This is a genomic window from Streptomyces sp. NPDC007971, from assembly GCF_042958635.1.
Classification (GTDB): Bacteria; Actinomycetota; Actinomycetes; order Streptomycetales; family Streptomycetaceae; genus Streptomyces.
This window is the reverse complement of sequence record NZ_JBIBJK010000034.1, coordinates 1-18267: the sequence shown is the minus strand read 5'-3', so window position 1 is coordinate 18267 and position 18267 is coordinate 1. Positions and strand designations below refer to the sequence as shown.

Annotated in this window: 6 protein-coding genes; 2 read left to right on the top strand and 4 right to left on the bottom strand. The window is 72.8% G+C overall.

The annotated features are described in order from the left end of the window. Positions 1–88: 88 nt before the first annotated feature. A complete protein-coding gene (locus ACFZCP_RS42660; RefSeq protein WP_391442147.1) occupies positions 89–598 on the top strand; it encodes a hypothetical protein in 510 nt (169 codons plus the stop codon). A 287-nt stretch (positions 599–885) separates the two neighbouring features. After that, the gene (locus tag ACFZCP_RS42655; protein ID WP_391442145.1) at positions 886–2643 is read left to right on the top strand and encodes a long-chain-fatty-acid--CoA ligase; all 1758 of its coding nucleotides are present in this window, start codon (positions 886–888) and stop codon (positions 2641–2643) included. A 282-nt stretch (positions 2644–2925) separates the two neighbouring features. Here ACFZCP_RS42655 and ACFZCP_RS42650 read toward each other — a convergent pair whose 3' ends face one another. The 4 genes from ACFZCP_RS42650 to ACFZCP_RS42635 all read right to left on the bottom strand — a co-directional run bounded on the left by ACFZCP_RS42650 (position 2926) and on the right by ACFZCP_RS42635 (position 18243). Continuing rightward, positions 2926–3366 carry a hypothetical protein gene (locus ACFZCP_RS42650; RefSeq protein ID WP_391442142.1) on the bottom strand — a complete coding sequence of 147 codons (441 nt, stop codon included), beginning with the start codon at positions 3364–3366 and terminating at the stop codon, positions 2926–2928. After that, a complete protein-coding gene (locus ACFZCP_RS42645) occupies positions 3363–4463 on the bottom strand; it encodes an NAD(P)-binding domain-containing protein (RefSeq protein ID WP_391442139.1) in 1101 nt (366 codons plus the stop codon). Before ACFZCP_RS42645 ends, ACFZCP_RS42650 begins: the two co-directional genes overlap by 4 nt. Further along, positions 4460–6007, bottom strand: a complete 1548-nt coding sequence (locus ACFZCP_RS42640; protein ID WP_391442137.1) for an MFS transporter — start codon at positions 6005–6007, stop codon at positions 4460–4462. Before ACFZCP_RS42640 ends, ACFZCP_RS42645 begins: the two co-directional genes overlap by 4 nt. A 134-nt stretch (positions 6008–6141) precedes the next feature. After that, positions 6142–18243 (bottom strand): amino acid adenylation domain-containing protein, encoded by a 12102-nt coding sequence (locus ACFZCP_RS42635; RefSeq protein ID WP_391442132.1) that lies wholly within the window; start codon positions 18241–18243, stop codon positions 6142–6144. Positions 18244–18267 lie beyond the last annotated feature (24 nt).

Here is an 18267-nt window from a genome sequence, read left to right as displayed (position 1 = left end):
GCCGGGGAAACTACCCCCGGCGGGCGTTCCTTGACGTTCCGTCACCCGACCTCATTCACAGCAAACGGGAGGACCCATGAGGAATGCTGTGCGCCGTTCGTTAGCGCGTGGAGCCGGCGCGATCGCCGCGGCGCTCCTGATCGCCGGGACCGCGTCCGGCCCCACGCAGGCGGCTGACCGGCACCGTCAACCCTTCCACATCAGCGCGAACTTCGCGGCGACCGTCGCCGTGGATCCGGACGCCCTGACCTGTGGCGGCTTCGACGTGACCGCGCAGGGCACCGCCACCGGCAAGCCGATCGGCGAAGGCGGCACGTGGCAGGACACGGAGAAGGCCTGCACGCTGACCTACCCCGGCCACTACGACATCAACGGGACCGCGATCGTCGGTGCTGCCGACGGTGACCGGATCACCCTCGACTACCACCTCACCGCGCCCCTCACAAACGGCACCACCGTGTACCCGTCCGGCACGTTCACGATCAAGGGCGGCACCGGTGAGTACGCGCACGCGACCGGTGACGGGAAGATGAGTGCCGTGGTCAACCTGCTGGACACCGCGCATGTCTCCGCGACGCTGAAGGGATCGATCTCCTAGCAGCGCAGGCCGGCGGCGAGGGTCGTCCGGCCGACGGCCGACCTCGCGCCGACGTCACCGGCAGGAGGGGACGAACGACCGACCGTCGCCCATGTCCCCCTGTGTCGGACACATGCTCTTTGTGCGGCCCCTTGACCCGGTGTTCGGGCCCTCCTACGTTCGGGCCCGGAACGGTGAGTGGGTCTGCTACCTCCGAAGCTGTCGAAGGCGGCGCTCCCGCACGCGCGGCAGCCGCCGTCGGACGCCGGGGGGCACCTTCTGACTGCGCACCTCTAAGGGGCCGCACCATGAAGAGCACGATGCAGGACCGCGAGCTGCTGGTCCGCGACATCCTCAGGCACGGACAGCGCGTCTACGCGGACAGCCGGGTGGTGCGCTGTGCCGACGGACCGGCCGCACGGTCCTTACAGTCCTTCGCCGACATCGCCGGCCAGGCGGAGCGACTGGCCGCGGCACTGACCCGGCTGGGCGTGCAACCCGGTGAACGGGTTGCCACACTGGCCTGGAACACCCCCGAGCACCTGGTGGCGTACCTCGGCGTACCGAGCATGGGCGCGGTGCTGCACACCCTCAACCTGCGGCTGCACCGGGACCAGTTGGGCTACATCGTCGAGCACGCCGCGGACGCCGTTCTCCTGGTCGACGCGGCCCTGCTGGACGTGCTCGCACCGCTGCGCGACCGGCTGGGCAGCGTGCGCCACCTGGTCGTCATCGGCGACGCGCCCGTGCCCGACCTGCCCGGGCACCTCACCGTGCACCGCTGGGACGAGCTGCTGGCGGCAGAGCGGCCCGGCTTCGTCTGGCCCGACCTGGACGAGCGGGAGGCAGCGGCGCTCTGCTACACGACCGGCACCACCGGCGACCCCAAGGGCGTGGCCTACAGCCACCGGTCGATCTTCCTGCACACCCTCGGTGTGTCGGCCAGCGCCGGTTTCGCGATGCACGACGGCGACCGGGTCCTGCCGATCGTGCCGATGTTCCACGCCAACGCCTGGGGCTGGCCGTACGCCGCCTGGCTGGCCGGCTCCGACCTGATCATGAACGGGCGGCTGCTGCACACCCCGGACCTGGCCCGGATCATCAACGAGGAGCAACCCACGGCGGTGGCGGCGATCTGCACGATCTGGAACAGCCTGGTGCGTCACGGCGAGCGGCATCCGCTGGACCTGAGCGGCGTACGGCTCGCGGGCTGTGGTGGCGCCACCCCGCCGCGTGCCCTGCTCCAGCAGCTCAAGGACCGCTACGGGGTCCGGCTGAAGCAGGGCTGGGGGCTGACCGAGACCAGCCCGCTGGCCACCTTCGCGGTCCCGCCGCACGGCACCCCGGACGAGGACGAGATCGGCTGGCTGGCGAAGAGCGGGCGGGTGATGCCCTGCGTCGAGGTGCGGCTGATCGCGCAGGACGGCACCGAGCAGCCGTGGGACGGCAGGTCGGTGGGCGAACTGGAACTGCGCGGGCCGTGGGTGACCGGGTCGTACTACAACACCTCGGACGCCCGGGAGAAGTTCCACGACGGCTGGCTGCGGACCGGGGATCTGGGAGTGATCGAGCCGGGTGGCTGGGTGGTGGTCAGCGACCGCCTGAAGGACGGCATCAAGAGCGGCGGCGAGTGGATCTCCACCATCGAGCTGGAGAACGCGATCATCGAGCACCCCGCGGTGCTGGAGGCAATCGTGGTAGGTGTGCCCGACCCGCGCTGGGAGGAACGCCCGCTGGCCTGTGTGTCGTTGGTGCCGGGCGCCGAGACCGGCGTCGACGAGCTGCGGGAGTTCCTGGCCGGGCGGGTGGCCCGCTGGTGGGTGCCGGAGCGGTGGTGTTTCGTGGACGCGGTGCCGAAGACCAGTGTCGGCAAGTACGACAAGCGCTCGGTGCGGGCGATGTACGCGGAAGGAGCCCTGGAGGTCCGGGTCCCGCGCGTACCGGGCGGCGAGGAGCGCACGGCGTCCGGCAGCCCGGACGCACCGCAGGTATCCGGCAGCCCGGACGCACCGCAGACCTCGGGCAGCCCGGACGCACCGCAGACATCCGGACCGCTGCGGGAGTGACCGGCGCGGCCCGAGGAGCTGCCGACGCGACCTCAGGAGTGACCGGCGCGCGACCTCACGAGCCCATCGCGCGGCCTCAGGAGCGAGTCCCGCGGCCTCAGGAGCGAGTCCCGCGGCCTCAGGAGCGACGCGCGCGGCCTCGGAAGTGACTCGCGCCGCGTCCATGGTGAGGGGCGCCGCGTCGGCAGTGACCGGCGCCGCGCCACGAAGAGACGGCCCGGCCTCACCGGTCAGCGGCGGTGCGGCGCCCCGGACCGTCCGGGGCGCCGCCTGCGGTACGCGTCAGGCACGCACCCGGTGCGCCGCCTCGGTCAGCAACTCCCGCTGCTGGTCGGGGTCGAGACCCAGCTCCCGTATCAGCCGGAAGGTCAGCAGGAGCAGGGCCTGGAGCGTGGTCTCCGGGTCCGGGTCCGGGGATGCGCCGCCGAGCGCCGTCGCCCCGTCCAGCCCGTCGGCCACCAGGCTTTCGAGGAACACCGGGTCGAAGTCCTGCGCGCCGGCCTCCAGGGAGCCGAGTACACCGGCCAGGTACTCGCTGATCTCCTCCCGTGTGGCGCCCTGCGGGAAGCGGCGGCGGACGGCAAGGCCGAAGGCGACGCCGACCGCATGCCCATAGTGCGGGTCGGTGCGGTCCAGGGACGCGGACTTCTGCGCGAAGCCGATGAAGTCGAACGCCAACAGGGCGCCCAGCACGTCGAGTTCGGTGACGGTGCTGCCGGTCATGACGGCTCGCCTTCTGTCGCGGTGGAAGCGGAGGAAGCGGAGGAAGCGCTCGGGGTGCTGCGGGCGGCCGCGGTGACTGCCGCGGCGACGCGTTCGGCGTCCCGGCCGACGAAGCCGAGCAGCGCCGAGCCACGGGTGCGCATCCGGTACAGGCCGAGGTAGTAACTGCCGGGCAGTACCCCCACCCCCTCGGTGTGCCGGGGCTGCCCCGCCTCGTCGAGCATCTCCGGGTCGAGCCAGCTCCAGTCGGTGCGGTAGCCGGTCGCCCAGACCACCGCGGAGGGCTTGATGCGCTCGCCGTCCGCCACCAGCAGCTCGGCGCCCGACGCCGCGATGATCCGGCCCACCGTCCGGATCCGGCCGTCCGCGACCAGCGCGGGTACCCGGTCGCCGACGATCGGGTCGGGTGCCTGCATGCTCACCGGCAGGCTCATCACCCCGAGGACGCTCATCCACCAGAACATGTCCCGTCCGACGACGGTCTGCGGCAGCTGCGGTGAGACGGCGTCGCCGCAGCTGAGCACCACGTTGTGGGTACCGGCCAGTTCCACGGCTATCTGCCGCCCGGAATTGCCGTCGCCGACGATCACCACGGTGCCGGGCGGCACCTGGGAGGGCCTGTGGTACTCGCCGGTGTGCACGGACGGCACGTCCGGACTCAGCCCGGCCGCGAACTCCGGAAGCCGGGGGGTGCCGAACGCGCCGGTCGCGATGACGACCTGGCCGGCCCGGCAGTCGCCGTGCGTCGTGGTCAGCAGATATCCGTCACCGTCCCTGCGCACCGCCAGCACCCGGTGTCCGGGCAGCACCGGGAGGTCGAACCGCTCGGCGTAGTCGCGCAGATAGGCCACGACCTCGTCCTTGTGGGGGTAGTGCGCGCCGTGACCCGGGAAGGGCAGGCCCGGCAGTGCGGAGAACTGCGCGGACGTGAACAGCCGCAGCGAGTCCCAGCGCCGCTGCCATGTCTCGCCGACCGTGCTCCCGGCGTCGAGCAGCACGCACCGCACGCCGGCCCGGCGCAGGCAGTACCCGGCGGCGAGCCCCGACTGGCCCGCTCCGACGACGGCGACCGGCACGGTGGCCGGCAGCGCGCTCATCGGGTCTCTCCCACGACGGCGTCCGGGCGGCGTTCACCGGCCGGGCGGGCCGGGATTCGGCCGCGGCGCAGGCCGACGAGGACGACGGCGGAGGCGGCGACGCACAGGACGGCGGCGACCCACATCGCGGCGTGCAGGCCGGTCAGGAAGGAGCTGTCGGCGTCGGCGACCATGGCTGTGCGCAGGCCCGGCGGTGCGTGCACGACCGCGCGCAGGGTGCCGCCGAGTGAGGTCCGTGCCTCGGCGGGCAGTGTGCCGGCCGCGGGGTGGAACGAGTGCCGGTAGACCGACCCCAGGACGGAGCCGAGCACCGCGACGCCGAAGGCCGTGCCCATGTGCCGCACCGTGTTGGCGACGGCCGACCCGGCGCCGACCTTGACGGGCCGCACCGCGGACATGGTCGCCGCCATGCCCACCGCGAACGTCGCCCCGAAGCTCAGTCCGAACAGGGCATGCACCAGCTCGAAGATCCAGATCGGGGTGCCCGCGTTCATCACGGCGTAGAAGACACTGCACGCGGCCATCAGGAGCCCGCTGCCGCCGAGTGCGATCGCGGGTCCCCAGCGGGCGATCAGCCGGGTGGCGCCCGCGCCGGCCACCGTCGAGCCGACGGCGAGCGGCAGCGTCAGCAGCCCGGCCTGCACGGGTGTGTAGTCGCGCAGCTGCTGGAGGTAGAAGGAGAGGATGTACGTCGCCCCGGTCGCTACGAAGAACGACGCGGCCAGCGCCGCCGCCCCGATCGCGAACCGCTTGTCGGTGAACAGCGACGGGTCGAACGCGGGCTCCTGCCTGCGGCGTGCGGCCAGCACCATCACGGTGAGCAGGACCAGGCCGAGCAGGATCGGGCCGAGGACCGTGCCCTCCAGCCAGCTGCTCTCCTCGCCGCCCTTGATCACCCCGTAGACGAGACTGCCGACGGCGGCGATCGACAGCAGCACCCCGGCGACGTCCACCCGGGGGGCCCGGGCGCTGCGGTTCTCCGGCACCTGCAGAGCGATCAGCGCGAGAGCCATCACCGCGACGGGCACGTTGACCAGCAGCAGCGACCCCCACCAGAAGGCGGACAGCAGCGCGCCGCCGACGACCGGCCCGGCCGCGATGCCGACACCGGCCGAGGTCGACCAGTAGCCGATGGCCCTGGTCCGCTCCTCGGGGGGAAAGACGCTCGCGATGACGGCCATCGTGCAGCCCGGCACGACGGAGGCACCGACACCCATCACGGCCCGCCAGCCGACGAGTTCGGCCGGGCTGGAGGACCACGCCCCGGCCAGGGACGCGACCAGGAACACCGTGAGGCCGGCCAGCAGCACCCGCCGCCGGCCGAACCGGTCACCGAGGATGCCCGCGGTGAACAGCAGCGCCGCGAAGGTGAGCGTGTAGGCATCCATCGACCACTGCAACTGGGCGTTGGACTCGCCCAGTCCGCGCTGTATCGAGGCGAGGCCGACGGTCATCACCGTGTTGTCGATGGTCGCGATGAACATCGTGAGCGCCATCGCGACCAGTATCAGCCACCGTTTCGGGTGGGCCTGATCAGTTCGCATTACGAATTCCCTCACTCCTTGGACCTGGACCCGCCGGACCCCCAGGGGGCCGGTCCGGGGTGGACCGGTCCCCTGGGGGGGCCGGTCCGGGGTGGACCGGCCGGGCCGCCCGGACGACGGCCCGGCCGGTCGCTTCAGCCGGCGTCGAGTGCCCGGCGCAGCTCGGCGGCCAGGATGCGCAGCTGCTCGCCGCGCATCACCGTGTAGTGGTCCCCGGGTACGTCGACGAGGTCGGCGTCGCCGGGGAAGTACTTCATCCAGCGCCGTGCGGTCTCGGCGGTCGCGCCGCCGTCCGCGGCCCGCAGCGACAGCACCCGGCCGGTGAAACGGCTGGGCTCATGGCGCAGCAGGGCCCGGTAGTTGTTCTGGAACCGGCCGACGATGCGGCTCAGCGTGTCGAGGTCGACGTCGTCGGACAGGGCGCCCGCGGCGCGTGCCTCGGTGTGCAGCACCTCGACCGGCGGGCGGCCGTCGAACGCCTCGGGCGGCAGCTCCCAGTCGACTCCGGCCAGGCCCGCCAGGTCCCGGGCGAACCAGGACAGCAGTACCTCGTCGGTGACGGGCGTGCCCCCGGCCGGTCCGGGCGGCTCCATCAGGTCGACCACGGCCAGCAGGTCCACCTCGGCGCCCGCCTCGGTGAGCCGGGCGGCCATCTCCAGGGCGATCACCCCTCCCATCGACCAGCCGCCGAGCCGGTACGGACCCTCGGGCAGCGCCGCACGGACCTCCGCGGCGTAGTGGGCGGCCATGTCCGGCACGCCGAGCAGTTCCGCGTCCGGCAGCTGGAGGGCGTAGAACGGCTGGTCGTCGCCGAGGAGTTCGGCGAGTTCCGCATAGCAGAGCACGTCGCCGCCGACCGGGTGGACGAAGACCAGCGGAGGCCGCGTGCCGGTGGTGCGGACCGGTACCAGCGCCCTGCGGCCGTCGTCGCCCGCGGCCTCCCGGACCGCCTGGGCGAGCAGTTCGATGGTCGGCCGGGCGAACAGGGTGGACAGCGGCAGGCTGCGGCCCAGACCGCGGGCGATCCTGGCCATCAGCCGCACGGCGAGCAGTGAGTCGCCGCCGAGTTCGAAGAAGCTCGCGGTCACCCCGATCTCGGCCGCCCCGAAGAACTCCGCCCAGATGGCGGCGAGTCGGCGTTCCACGTCGTCGCGGGGCGCGACGAAGCCGGCTGCTTCGACGGCGACCTCGTCGGGTGCGGGCAGGGCCGCCCGGTCGACCTTGCCGTTGTCGCTGAGCGGCAGTTCGTCCAGGACCAGGATGCGCTGCGGCACCAGATACTGCGGGACCGCGCGGCGCAGTGCCTCGGTGATCCGCTCCTCGGTGTCCTCGCGCCCGTCGTCGAGGACGACGTAGGCGATCAGCCGCTTGGGACCGTGCCGTTCGCCCGCCGCGACGACCGCGGCGGCCCGCACCCCCTCGCACTGGGTGAGGGCGGCCTCGACCTCGCCCAGTTCGATGCGGTAGCCCTGCACCTTGACCTGGGAGTCCTGCCGGCCGAGGAACTCGATGGTGCCGTCCGGCAGGAAGCGTCCCAGGTCGCCGGTGCGGTACAGGCGCTCACCGGTGACCGGGTGGGGGAAGAAGGCGGCCCGGGTCTTGGCCTCGTCGTTCAGGTAGCCGCGGGCCAGACCGATGCCGGCGATGTAGAGGTCGCCCGGCACCCACACCGGGCAGGGCCGCATCGCGCCGTCGAGGACGTGGAAGCGCTGGTTACGCATCGCCGTGCCGTACGGGATGCTCGCCCAGTCGTCCTGGACCTGCCCGATCGGGTGGCAGATCGACCAGATCGAGGCCTCGGTGGCGCCGCCGAGGCTCCACTGCTCGGCGTCCGGCAGCAGCAGCCGGATCCGGCCGGGCAGGGTCACCGGGATCCAGTCCCCGCTCATCATCACCAGCCTGATCGGCAGCCCGGTGAGCCCACCGGCGAGCGCGTGCTCGGTGAACATCTCCATCAGCGCGGGCACGCTGTTCCAGATGGTCACTCCGTGTTCGGCGACGAGGCGGGCCCAGCGGGCGGGTTCGCGGTGGGCGGACGGTTCGGGCAGGACGAGGGCGCCGCCCACCGACAGCAGCCCGAAGACGTCGTAGACCGACAGGTCGAAGTTCATCGCGGACAGGCCGAGCGCCCGGTCCGCCGCGGTGACGCCGTAGCGCTCGTTGACGTCGACCACCGTGTTCAGGGCCGCGCCGTGCTCGATCATCACGCCCTTGGGCAGCCCCGTGGAGCCCGAGGTGAAGATCACGTAGGCGAGGTCGGCGGGCCGGGCTCCGGACGGCCCGAGCGGCCGTTCGTCGCCCTCGTCGTCGGCCCGCACCACGGTCCTGGCCAGGCCCTCGGGCCAGTCGGCCGTGTCCTCCACCCACGGCTGGGTGACGACGTGGCCGATCCCGGCGCTGTCCAGCAGCACCCGCAGCCGCTCGGCGGGCACCTGGGCGTCGATCGGGACGTACGCCGCCCCGGCCCGCAGGATGCCGAGCGCCGCGACGACCTGCTCCCAGCCCTTGTCCATGACGATGGCCACCAGGTCGCCGGGGCCGGCTCCCTGAGCGCGCAGCCGGTGCCCCACCCGGTTGGACCTCAGGTCGAGGCCGGCGTACGTCAGGGTCAGCGCCGGCGAGATGACGGCGGGCTCGTCGGGCCGCAGCGCCGCCTGGGCAAGGACCCGGTCGTGCAGCAGCCCGTCGGGCACGGGCCCGTCGGTGGCGTTGGCCGCGGCCCGTACGTCCAGGTCGGCGTCCGGTACGAGGGTGGCCGCGGGACGCTGCCAGGCGGCCGGGTCGCGGGACAGGTCGTGCAGCAGCCGCTGGTAGGCGGCGAACATGGCGTCGATGCAGCCGTCCGGGAACAGTTCCTCGATCACGTCCCAGTTCAGGACGAGTTCACCGGCCTCCTCGACCGCCTGGTGGTCCAGCCACACCTGCGGCGTGCGCACCGAGCTGCTGACCTGTCGGCCGTTCTCGCCGATCCCGGCCAGATACTGCACGACTCCTCGCCGCTCGGTGTCCTGCTGCCCGGCGAAGTTCACCAGGCTGGTGAAGACGACCGGCGCGGCGGCGCGCACCGAGGCGCCGTGGGTCCGGTTCAGTTCCCTGAGCACCTGCACACCGCTGACCTGGCTGTGCTCCAGGTCGCTCCACAGCCGGCGCTGGACGCTGTCGGCGCGGGCGGCGAACGTCTCGGTGGCCACGTCGCGGATCTCCAGCAACAGGGTGGTGGAGAAGTTGCCGACGACGTCCCCGACCTGCGGGTGCAGCGGAAGCCGGTTGAAGAACAGCAGGTTCAGCGAGAAGTCGGGGGTGGCGCTCCACGCGGCGATCACCTGGGAGTAGGCGGTGCACAGTGCCGCGGAGGCGCTGACCCCGGCTGCCGCCGCGTGCTGCTTGAACCGGGTCCAGTCCTCCTCGGACAGGGTCGCGCCGCGGTGGTTGAACACCGGCCGGTCCAGGCTCGACGGAGCCAGCGCCAGCGGCAGTTGGGGAGCGGGCGGCAGCGTGTCGAGCCGGTTCCGCCAGTAGGCGAGCGCCCGCTCGTGCTCGGGTCCGCTCTGAAGGGCCCGGGCCTGTCCGACGTAGTCCCGGTAGCGCAGCCGCAGTTCGGGCAGGGTCTCACCGCGGTAGTGGGCGGCCCACTCCCTGAACAGGATCGATGTGCTGAAACCGTCGATGATCAGGGCGTCGAAGCCTGCGTGCAGGCGGATCACCCGGTCGTCGATCCGGGTCACCCGTACGTCGAACAGCGGCCAGCGGGTGGTGTCGAAGACCTGGCGCCGCATCTCCTCGTGGACGGCGGCCAGCGCGGCCTCGCGTCCGGCCGGGTCCAGTGCGCTGACGTCGGTCTCGCGGATCGCATAGGCGGGGACGTCGCGTTGGACGCGCTGCTCGCCCTCGGCGGTGAAGACCGCCCTCAGCATGTCGTGCCGTTCGATCATCGCCCGGAAGGACGCGCCGAGCCGGTCCGGGTCCACGTTCTCCAGATCGATCTCGATCTGGAAGTAGGTGGAGGTGTTGCCGAGTTCGAAGGCGTCGCCCCGGCCGACGAGGTACGCCTGCTGGAGGTCGGTCAGCCCGAACGGCTCATAGCGCTCGGCGTCGTCGTCCCCGGGTGCGGGGACGGCTGCCCCGGCGACCGGCAGAGCTTCCGCTTCGGCCAGGAGAGTTACCGCTTCGGCCGGCGGTGCTTTCGTCTCGGCCACGTGAGATGCCGCTCGGGTGCGCGGAGCTTCCGCATCGGCCGACGGAACGTCCCCTTCGGTCAGGGGAGATGCCGCCCGGGCACGCGAAGCCTCCACGTCGGCCGGCGCAGCCTCCGCTTCCGATCCGGTGCCGAGGCCGGCGAGTACGTCGGCGGCGATGTCGTCGGTGCTGCGGCCGTTGAGGAAGGCCGTCATCGGCAGCAGGACGTCGAAGTGCCGGTTCAGCGTCAGCCGGATCTTCATCGCGATCAGTGAGTCCAGGCCGAGCGCCTGCAACGGCTGCCGGGCGTCGAGCCGGGCCGGTGCGGTGCCGAGCGCCTGGGCGACGGTCCGGGTCACGAGGGCCCGCACCGCCTCCGGGGTCACGACGGGCGCCTGCCCGGGCGTGTCCGCCGGGGCCGGGGCCAAGGCCGTCGGGGCCGGGGCGGGAGCGGTCCGGGCCGGGTCGGAGGCCGTCGGGCCTTCGGCGGCCCGCGGCCGCGGTGCGGGCATGCCCGCGGATGCGGGCGCGTACGGGGCCGGGGGTTCGGCTGCGGGCCGGGTCACGGCGGGGGCGAAGCGCACGCCGTCGGCCTCGGCGACCAGGCGGCCGTCCGCCGCGACGAGCCGGATGCGCGCCCGGGCACCGTCGTCGAGCAGTTCGGCATGACATCGCAGGCCGTCGAAGGGGCCGTCCGGGCGGTAGTGGACGAAGCGGTCGAGCCCCGCCGGCACGAACGCCGGGCCGTCCCCGGGGAAGCAGGCCAGGGCGGTCTGGAACATGGCGTCGACGAGCCCCGGGTGCATCAGGTAGGGCTCAGCCTCCCCGGGCACGGCGGGCCGGATCGTGGCCGTGGCCTCGCTCCGGCCGAGCCTGATCCGCTCCACCCAGCGGGCGGCGGAGCCCAGGTACAGTGCGCGCTGCCACAGCAGCCGGTACAGCTCGTCGCCGGTCAGCTCGCGGCCCGACTCGGCCAGTGCGAGCGCCACCGCGGGTGCGGCCGGCGCGCCCGACCGGGCCCGGCCCTGCGCGTGCAGCCGCCAGTCGCCGCCCGAGTCCTGCGCGAAGTAGCGGAACTCCTCCCCGTCCAGAACGAGTTGGGCCATGCGGTCGGTGACCGTCGACGGATCGGTGGCGACCGGTTCGAGCACCAGGTCGACGGGCAGTTCCAGTCCCTCCACGGTCACCGGTCCCGGCCCGGCGAGTTCGGTCACCGCCTCGATCGCCGTCTCCAGGTACACCCCGGCGCTGACCACCGGCCGCCCGCCGACCACACAGTCGCCGAGGCAGGAGTGAGCCGCCGGGTCGAGCCGGGAGGAGAACTGCGCCTGCGCGAGCGGCGACGGCAGCCTTGCACCCAACAGGCTTGCCGGCTCGACCGGGTGTCCCGTCGGTCGTGGCCTGCTGTGCGGTGCGACGGCGGGTTCGGGGTCGAGCCAGTAGCGCTGCCGCTGGAACGGGTAGGTGGGCAGCTCGACGGTGGCGGCACGGTAGGGCCCGAACACCGCCGGCCAGTCGACGGCCACACCGTGCGACCACGCCTCCGCGACGGACTCCACGAAACGCTCCAGACCACCACGGTCACGGTGCAACGTCCCCACCACCGCACCACCGGCCCCCACCGTCTCCGAGATCGCCGAGACCAACACCGGATGCGCACTCACCTCCACGAACACCACGTCCGGCGCCGCCAGCCCCGCCACCACCTCCGCCAACCGCACCCGGCTGCGCAGATTCCGGAACCAGTACCCCCCGTCCAGCTCACCCGTGTCCAGCACACCACCCGTCACCGTCGAGTGGAATGCGATCTTCCCCGTCCGCGGCCTGACTCCCTTCAGCTCACCCGCCAGGATCTCCCGGATCTCCTCCACATGCGGGGAATGGGAGGCGTAGTCGACCGGGATCCTGCGCGCCCACACGTCCGACGCCTCACAGTGGGCCAGCAACTCCTCGAGCGCATCAGGCTGTCCGGCCACCACCGTCGACGACGGCCCGTTCATCGCAGCCACCGAGATCCGCCCCGACCACGCGGCCAGCATCTCCTCAGCCTGGGCCGCCGGCAGCCCCACCGACGCCATTCCGCCACCGCCGGACAGCATCCGCAGCGCCCTGGACCGCAACGCCACGACCCGGGCACCGTCCTCGAGCGACAGTCCACCCGCCACCACCGCGGCCGCGATCTCGCCCTGCGAATGACCCACCACCGCGACCGGACTCACCCCACCGGCACGCCACAACGCCGCCAGAGCCAGCATCATCGCCCACGACACCGGCTGCACCACATCCACCCGGTCCAGACCCGGCGCACCCTCCTCACCCCGCAGCACCGCCGTCAGCGACCAGTCCACGAACGGCGCCAACGCCGCCTCACACTCACCGATCACCCCACGGAACACCGGCGAGGAATCCAGCAACCCCACCGCCATCCCCACCCACTGCGAACCCTGCCCCGGAAACACGAGGACGACAGGTGCTCCTGAGGCGCGGCCCGGCCTGGCGCCGGAGACAGCCGCGGTCACGACGTGGGTCTCGCCGGAGGCGAGGGCGTCCAGACCGGCGAGCAGCGCGTCGCGCCCGCCGGTGCCCGGGACCACGGCCCGTGATTCGAAGGCGGAGCGCCCGGCAGCCAGGGAGAACGCCACATCGGCGGGCCTGAGCCCGGGCCGCGCCCGCACGTACTCGGCCAGCTGCCCGGCCGCCCGGGCCAGCGCCGGCGCAGACCGTCCGGACACCACCCACGGCAGCTCCGCGCCGTCCAACGGGTGCTCTTCGTCCGGTGCTTCGTCAGTCCTGTCGTCGGCGGACGGCTCAGCAAGCACGACGTGGGCGTTGGTCCCGCTGATCCCGAACGACGACACACCCGCCCGCCGAACCCGGCTCTCGTCCGCGGGCCACGGACGCGGCTCCGTGAGCAGCTCCACACCACCCGAGGCCCAGTCCACCAGCTCACTGGGCTCGCCCACATGCAACGACGCCGGCAACTCACCATGCCGCAACGCCATCACCATCTTGATCACACCACCGACCCCCGCAGCCGCCTGCGCATGCCCGAGATTCGACTTCAACGACCCCAGCAGCAGCGGCCGGTCCTCACGATCCCTGCCGTAGGTGGCCAGCAGCGCCTGCGCCTCGATCGGATCACCCAGCACCGTCCCCGTGCCATGCGCCTCCACCGCATCCACACCCGAAGCAGCCACCCCCGCATCCGACAACGCCGCCCGGATCACCCGCTCCTGCGCCGGACCACTCGGCGCCGTCAACCCGTTCGACGCACCATCCTGATTCACCGCAGAACCCGCCACCACAGCCAGCACCCCGTGCCCCAGCCGCCGGGCATCCGACAGCCGCTCCACCACCAGCACACCCACACCCTCGGCCCACGCCGTCCCATCCGCACCCGCAGAAAACGACTTGCACCGCCCATCCACCGCAAGCCCCCGCTGACGCGAGAACTCGATGAAGGTGTTGGGGGTGGACATCACGGCGACGCCGCCGGCGAGGGCGAGCGAGCATTCACCGGAGCGCAGCGCGCGTACCGCCAGATGCAACGCCACCAGCGACGACGAACACGCCGTGTCCACCGTGAGCGCCGGCCCCTGCAGACCCAGCGTGTACGCCACCCGGCCGGTGGCGACGCTGCCGGTGGTGCCCGTCAGGAAGTGGCCCTCGACCTCCTCCGGCATCCGGCCGCCACCGCCGTAGTCGTGGTACATGACGCCGGCGAACACACCGGTGTCGCTGCCGTGCAGCGATCCGGGGGCGATGCCGGCCCGCTCCAGGGCCTCCCACGACACCTCCAGCAGCAGACGCTGCTGCGGGTCCATCGCCAGCGCCTCACGCGGCGAGATCCCGAAGAAGGCGGGGTCGAAGCCTGCGGCCTCGTGGAGGAATCCGCCGTGCCGCACGTAGGACGTGCCGCAGTGGTCCGGGTCGGGGTGGTAGAGGCCGTCCAGGTCCCAGCCGCGGTCGGTGGGGAATCCGGAGATCACATCACGCTGCTCGGCCACCACCCGCCACAGCCCCTCGGGCGAGTCCACCCCACCCGGGAACCGGCAGCCCATACCCACGATCACGACCGGATCGTCGTCCGTACGGGGTGCGACGGCGGTGGCGGGCGGGGCGGCGCGCTCGGCACGCTCCTGGGCGAGCGCGAGCGTGAAGTCGGCGACGGCGGCCGGTGTGGGGTGGTCGAAGACCAGGGTGGCCGGAAGGCGCAGGCCGGTGACGGAGTTGAGGCGGTTGCGCAGTTGCACCGCGAGCAGCGAGTCGACGCCGAAGCCCTTGAACGGCTGGTCCGGGTCGATCCCGTCCGCGCTGTCGCGGCCGATGACCGAGGCGAGCTGGGTGCGTACGAGGTCGAGCAGCAGCCGGCGGCCCTCCTCCTCGGTCATCCGGGCGAGCCGGCGGCGCAGCCCGGACGTGCCGGGGCGACGTTGCGGGACCCGCACCAGCGAGCGCAGCACCGGGGACAGGGTTCCGGCGAGCGCGTCGGCGCGCAGCGCGGCCGGTTCGAGGCGCGCCGGTACGAGCATCGCGGTGCCGTCGGCGAGCGCCCGGTCGAAGAGTCCGAGGCCCTCTTCGGTGGAGAGCGGGGCGATGCCCCGGGTCGAGAGGGTATCTGCGTCCAGGTGTCCGGTCAGGCCGGTGCGTTCGGCCCACAGGCCCCAGGCGAGTGAGGTCGCGGGGTGCCCGGCGGCGCGGCGGCGGGTGGCGAGCGCGTCGAGGAAGACGTTTCCCGCGGCGTAGTTGGCCTGGCCCGGGTTGCCGAGCACGCCGGCCGCCGAGGAGAACAGGACGAAGGCCGTGAGGTCCTGGTCCGCGGTCAGTTCGTCGAGGTGTGCGGCGGCGTCCACCTTGGGCCGCAGTACGGCGGACAGCCGGTCGGCGGTCAAGGACCCGATCATGCCGTCGTCGAGCAGACCCGCGGTGTGTACGACGGCGGTGAGCCGTACGCCGGTCAGCAGGTCCGCGAGCGCGTCGCGGTCCGCGGTGTCGCAGGCGGCGAGGGTGACGTCGGCTCCCGCCCCGGTGAGTTCATCGGCCAGTTCCCTGGCGCCCGGTGCGTCGGCGCCTCGGCGGCTGACCAGCAGCAGCCGGCGGGCGCCGTGCTCGGTGACCAGGCGGCGCGCGATCAGCGCGCCGAGCACCCCGGTGCCCCCGGTGACGAGCACGGTCTTGTCCGGGTCGAGCCGGGCAGCACCGGCCAGGTCGGCGATGCCGGTGTGCCGGGCCAGCCGAGGCGCGAGCACGGTGCCGGCCCTCAGGGCGAGTTGCGGCTCGGTGAGTACGGCCGCGGGCACCGCGTCGGCCCGGAGCGCCGTATCGGCGTCCAACAGCGCGAAACGCTCGGGGTGTTCGGACTGTGCGGACCTGATCAGGCCCCATACGGTGGCCTGGGCGGGGTTCTCGACGTCGGGGCCGGCCGCGCCGTGGGTCAGCACCAGCAGCCGGGAGCCCGTGAAGCGGGCGTCGGCCAGCCACTCCTGGACCAGGCCGAGCGCCCAGCCCGCCGCCCGGTGTGCGTCCTCGGCGAGGCGTGCTCCGGTGCTGCGCGAGTCCGGCGTCCCGGCCGGACATCGTAGAGCGACCACCTGCGGTACGGGTTCCGGGACTTCGGCCAGATCCGTGACCAGACAGACGTCAATGTCGGCCGCGGTGCCCCGGACCGGCTGCCATTCGAGCCGGAACAGCGAGTCGGCCCCACCTCCGGTGGCCGGGGCGGAGGTGAACGGCCGCATCGTGACCGCCTCCGCGGACAGCACGGGCTTGCCCATGCCGTCGGCGGCGCGCAGGGTCACCCCGCCCTTGCCGGTCGCGCTGAGCCACACCCTGAGGGTGTCCGCGCCTTCGGTGTGGCGGGTGACGCCGGACCAGGAGAAGGGCAGGACGGTGCCGCCGTCCTCACCGAGCAGTCCGACGGCGTGCAGGGCCGCGTCCAGCACTGCCGGGTGCAGGCCGAAGGCGGTACCGTCCAGCTCGGCGGGCAGGCTGACCTCGGCGTAGATGTCGCGGTCGGTGCGCCAGGCGGAACGCAGGCCCTGGAAGGCGGGGCCGTAGTCGTAGCCCGCCTCGGCGAGGACGTCGTAGCGGGTCTCGATGTCGATCTCGTGGGCCGCGGGCGGCGGCCATTCGACCAGGTCGAAGTCGGCGGCGCCGTCGTCGATGTCGAGCAGCGCGCCGGCGTGCCGCGTCCAGGGGCGGTCCGGGTCGGCGTCCTGCGGCCGGGAGTGCACGGCCAGCTCCCGCTGTCCGTTGGCAGCCGGGGGCTCGACGGTCACCCGGAGCTGTACGGCCGCGTCCGGTTCGAGCACCAGCGGTGTCTGGAGGGTGAGTTCGACCAGTCGTGCCCAGCCCACCCTGGTGCCCACGGCCATGGTGAGTTCGAGGAACGCGGTGCCGGGCAGCAGGACGGTGCCGTGCACGGCGTGGTCGGCGAGCCAGGGCTGGGTGTCGAGCGCGAGCCGCCCGGTGTACACCAGCCGGTCCTCCTCGACGAGTTCGACGACCGCGCCCAGCAGGGGGTGTCCGGGCGAGGTCAGACCGAGGCTCCGGGCGTCGCTCGTGGCGGGTTCGGGGTCGAGCCAGTAGCGCTGCCGCTGGAACGGGTAGGTGGGCAGCTCGACGGTGGCGGCACGGTAGGGCCCGAACACCGCCGGCCAGTCGACGGCCACACCGTGCGACCACGCCTCCGCGACGGACTCCACGAAACGCTCCAGACCACCACGGTCACGGTGCAACGTCCCCACCACCGCACCACCGGCCCCCACCGTCTCCGAGATCGCCGAGACCAGCACCGGATGCGCACTCACCTCCACGAACACCACGTCCGGCGCCGCCAGCCCCGCCACCACCTCCGCCAACCGCACCCGGCTGCGCAGATTCCGGAACCAGTACCCCCCGTCCAGCTCACCCGTGTCCAGCACACCACCCGTCACCGTCGAATGGAACGCAATCTCCCCCGCACGCGGCTCGACCCCCTGCAACTCCCGCGCCAGAACCTCCCGGATCTCCTCCACGTGCGGTGAATGGGAGGCGTAATCGACCGGAATCCTGCGCGCCCACACACCCGACGCCTCACACCGGCCCAACAACTCCTCCACCGCCTCCGGCTGCCCCGACACCACCGTCGACGAAGGACCGTTCACCGCAGCCACCGAGATCCGCCCCGACCACCCGGCCAGCAACTCCTCCGCCTGCGCATGCGCCACCCCCACCGACGCCATCGCCCCACCACCCGACAACACCCGCAACGCCTTCGACCGCAACGCCACCACCCGGGCACCGTCCTGCAACGACAGACCACCCGCCACCACCGCGGCCGCGATCTCGCCCTGCGAATGACCCACCACCGCGACCGGACTCACCCCACCGGCACGCCACAACGCCGCCAGAGCCAGCATCATCGCCCACGACACCGGCTGCACCACATCCACCCGGTCCAGACCCGGCGCACCCTCCTCACCCCGCAGCACCGCCGTCAGCGACCAGTCCACGAACGGCGCCAACGCCACCTCACACTCACCGATCACCCCACGGAACACCGGCGAGGAATCCAGCAACCCCACCGCCATCCCCACCCACTGCGACCCCTGCCCCGGAAACACGAACACGGCTCGGGAGGGGGACACACCGTTCTCACCGCCGGCCTCGCCGGAGGCCAGTGCGTCGAGTCCGGCGAGCAGCCCGTCGCGTCCGCCGGCGCCGGAGACCACGGCGCGTGACGCGAAGGCGGAGCGCCCGGCAGCCAGGGAGAACGCCACATCGGCGGGCCTGAGCCCGGGCCGCGCCCGCACGTGCCCGGCCAGCCGTCCCGCTGCCCGGGTCAGTGCCTCCGCCGAGCACGCCGACACCACCCACGGCAGCCCTGTGCCGTCCGGCGAGTCGGCGCCGTCCGAGGTTTCCTCGCCGCGCGGTTCGGCCGGGGCCTCCGCGAGGACGACGTGGGCGTTGGTCCCGCTGATCCCGAAGGACGACACACCCGCCCGCCGAACCCGGCTTTCGTCCGCGGGCCACGGACGCGGCTCCGTGAGCAGCTCCACACCACCCGAGGCCCAGTCCACCAGCTCACTGGGCTCGCCCACATG

Bases quoted from the DNA above. Each gene is read 5' to 3' on its own strand.
- ACFZCP_RS42655 (WP_391442145.1), top strand. From the start codon at position 886: ATGAAGAGCACGATGCAGGACCGCGAGCTGCTGGTCCGCGACATCCTC.
- ACFZCP_RS42650 (WP_391442142.1), bottom strand. From the start codon at position 3,366: ATGACCGGCAGCACCGTCACCGAACTCGACGTGCTGGGCGCCCTGTTG.
- ACFZCP_RS42645 (WP_391442139.1), bottom strand. From the start codon at position 4,463: ATGAGCGCGCTGCCGGCCACCGTGCCGGTCGCCGTCGTCGGAGCGGGC.
- ACFZCP_RS42640 (WP_391442137.1), bottom strand. From the start codon at position 6,007: ATGCGAACTGATCAGGCCCACCCGAAACGGTGGCTGATACTGGTCGCG.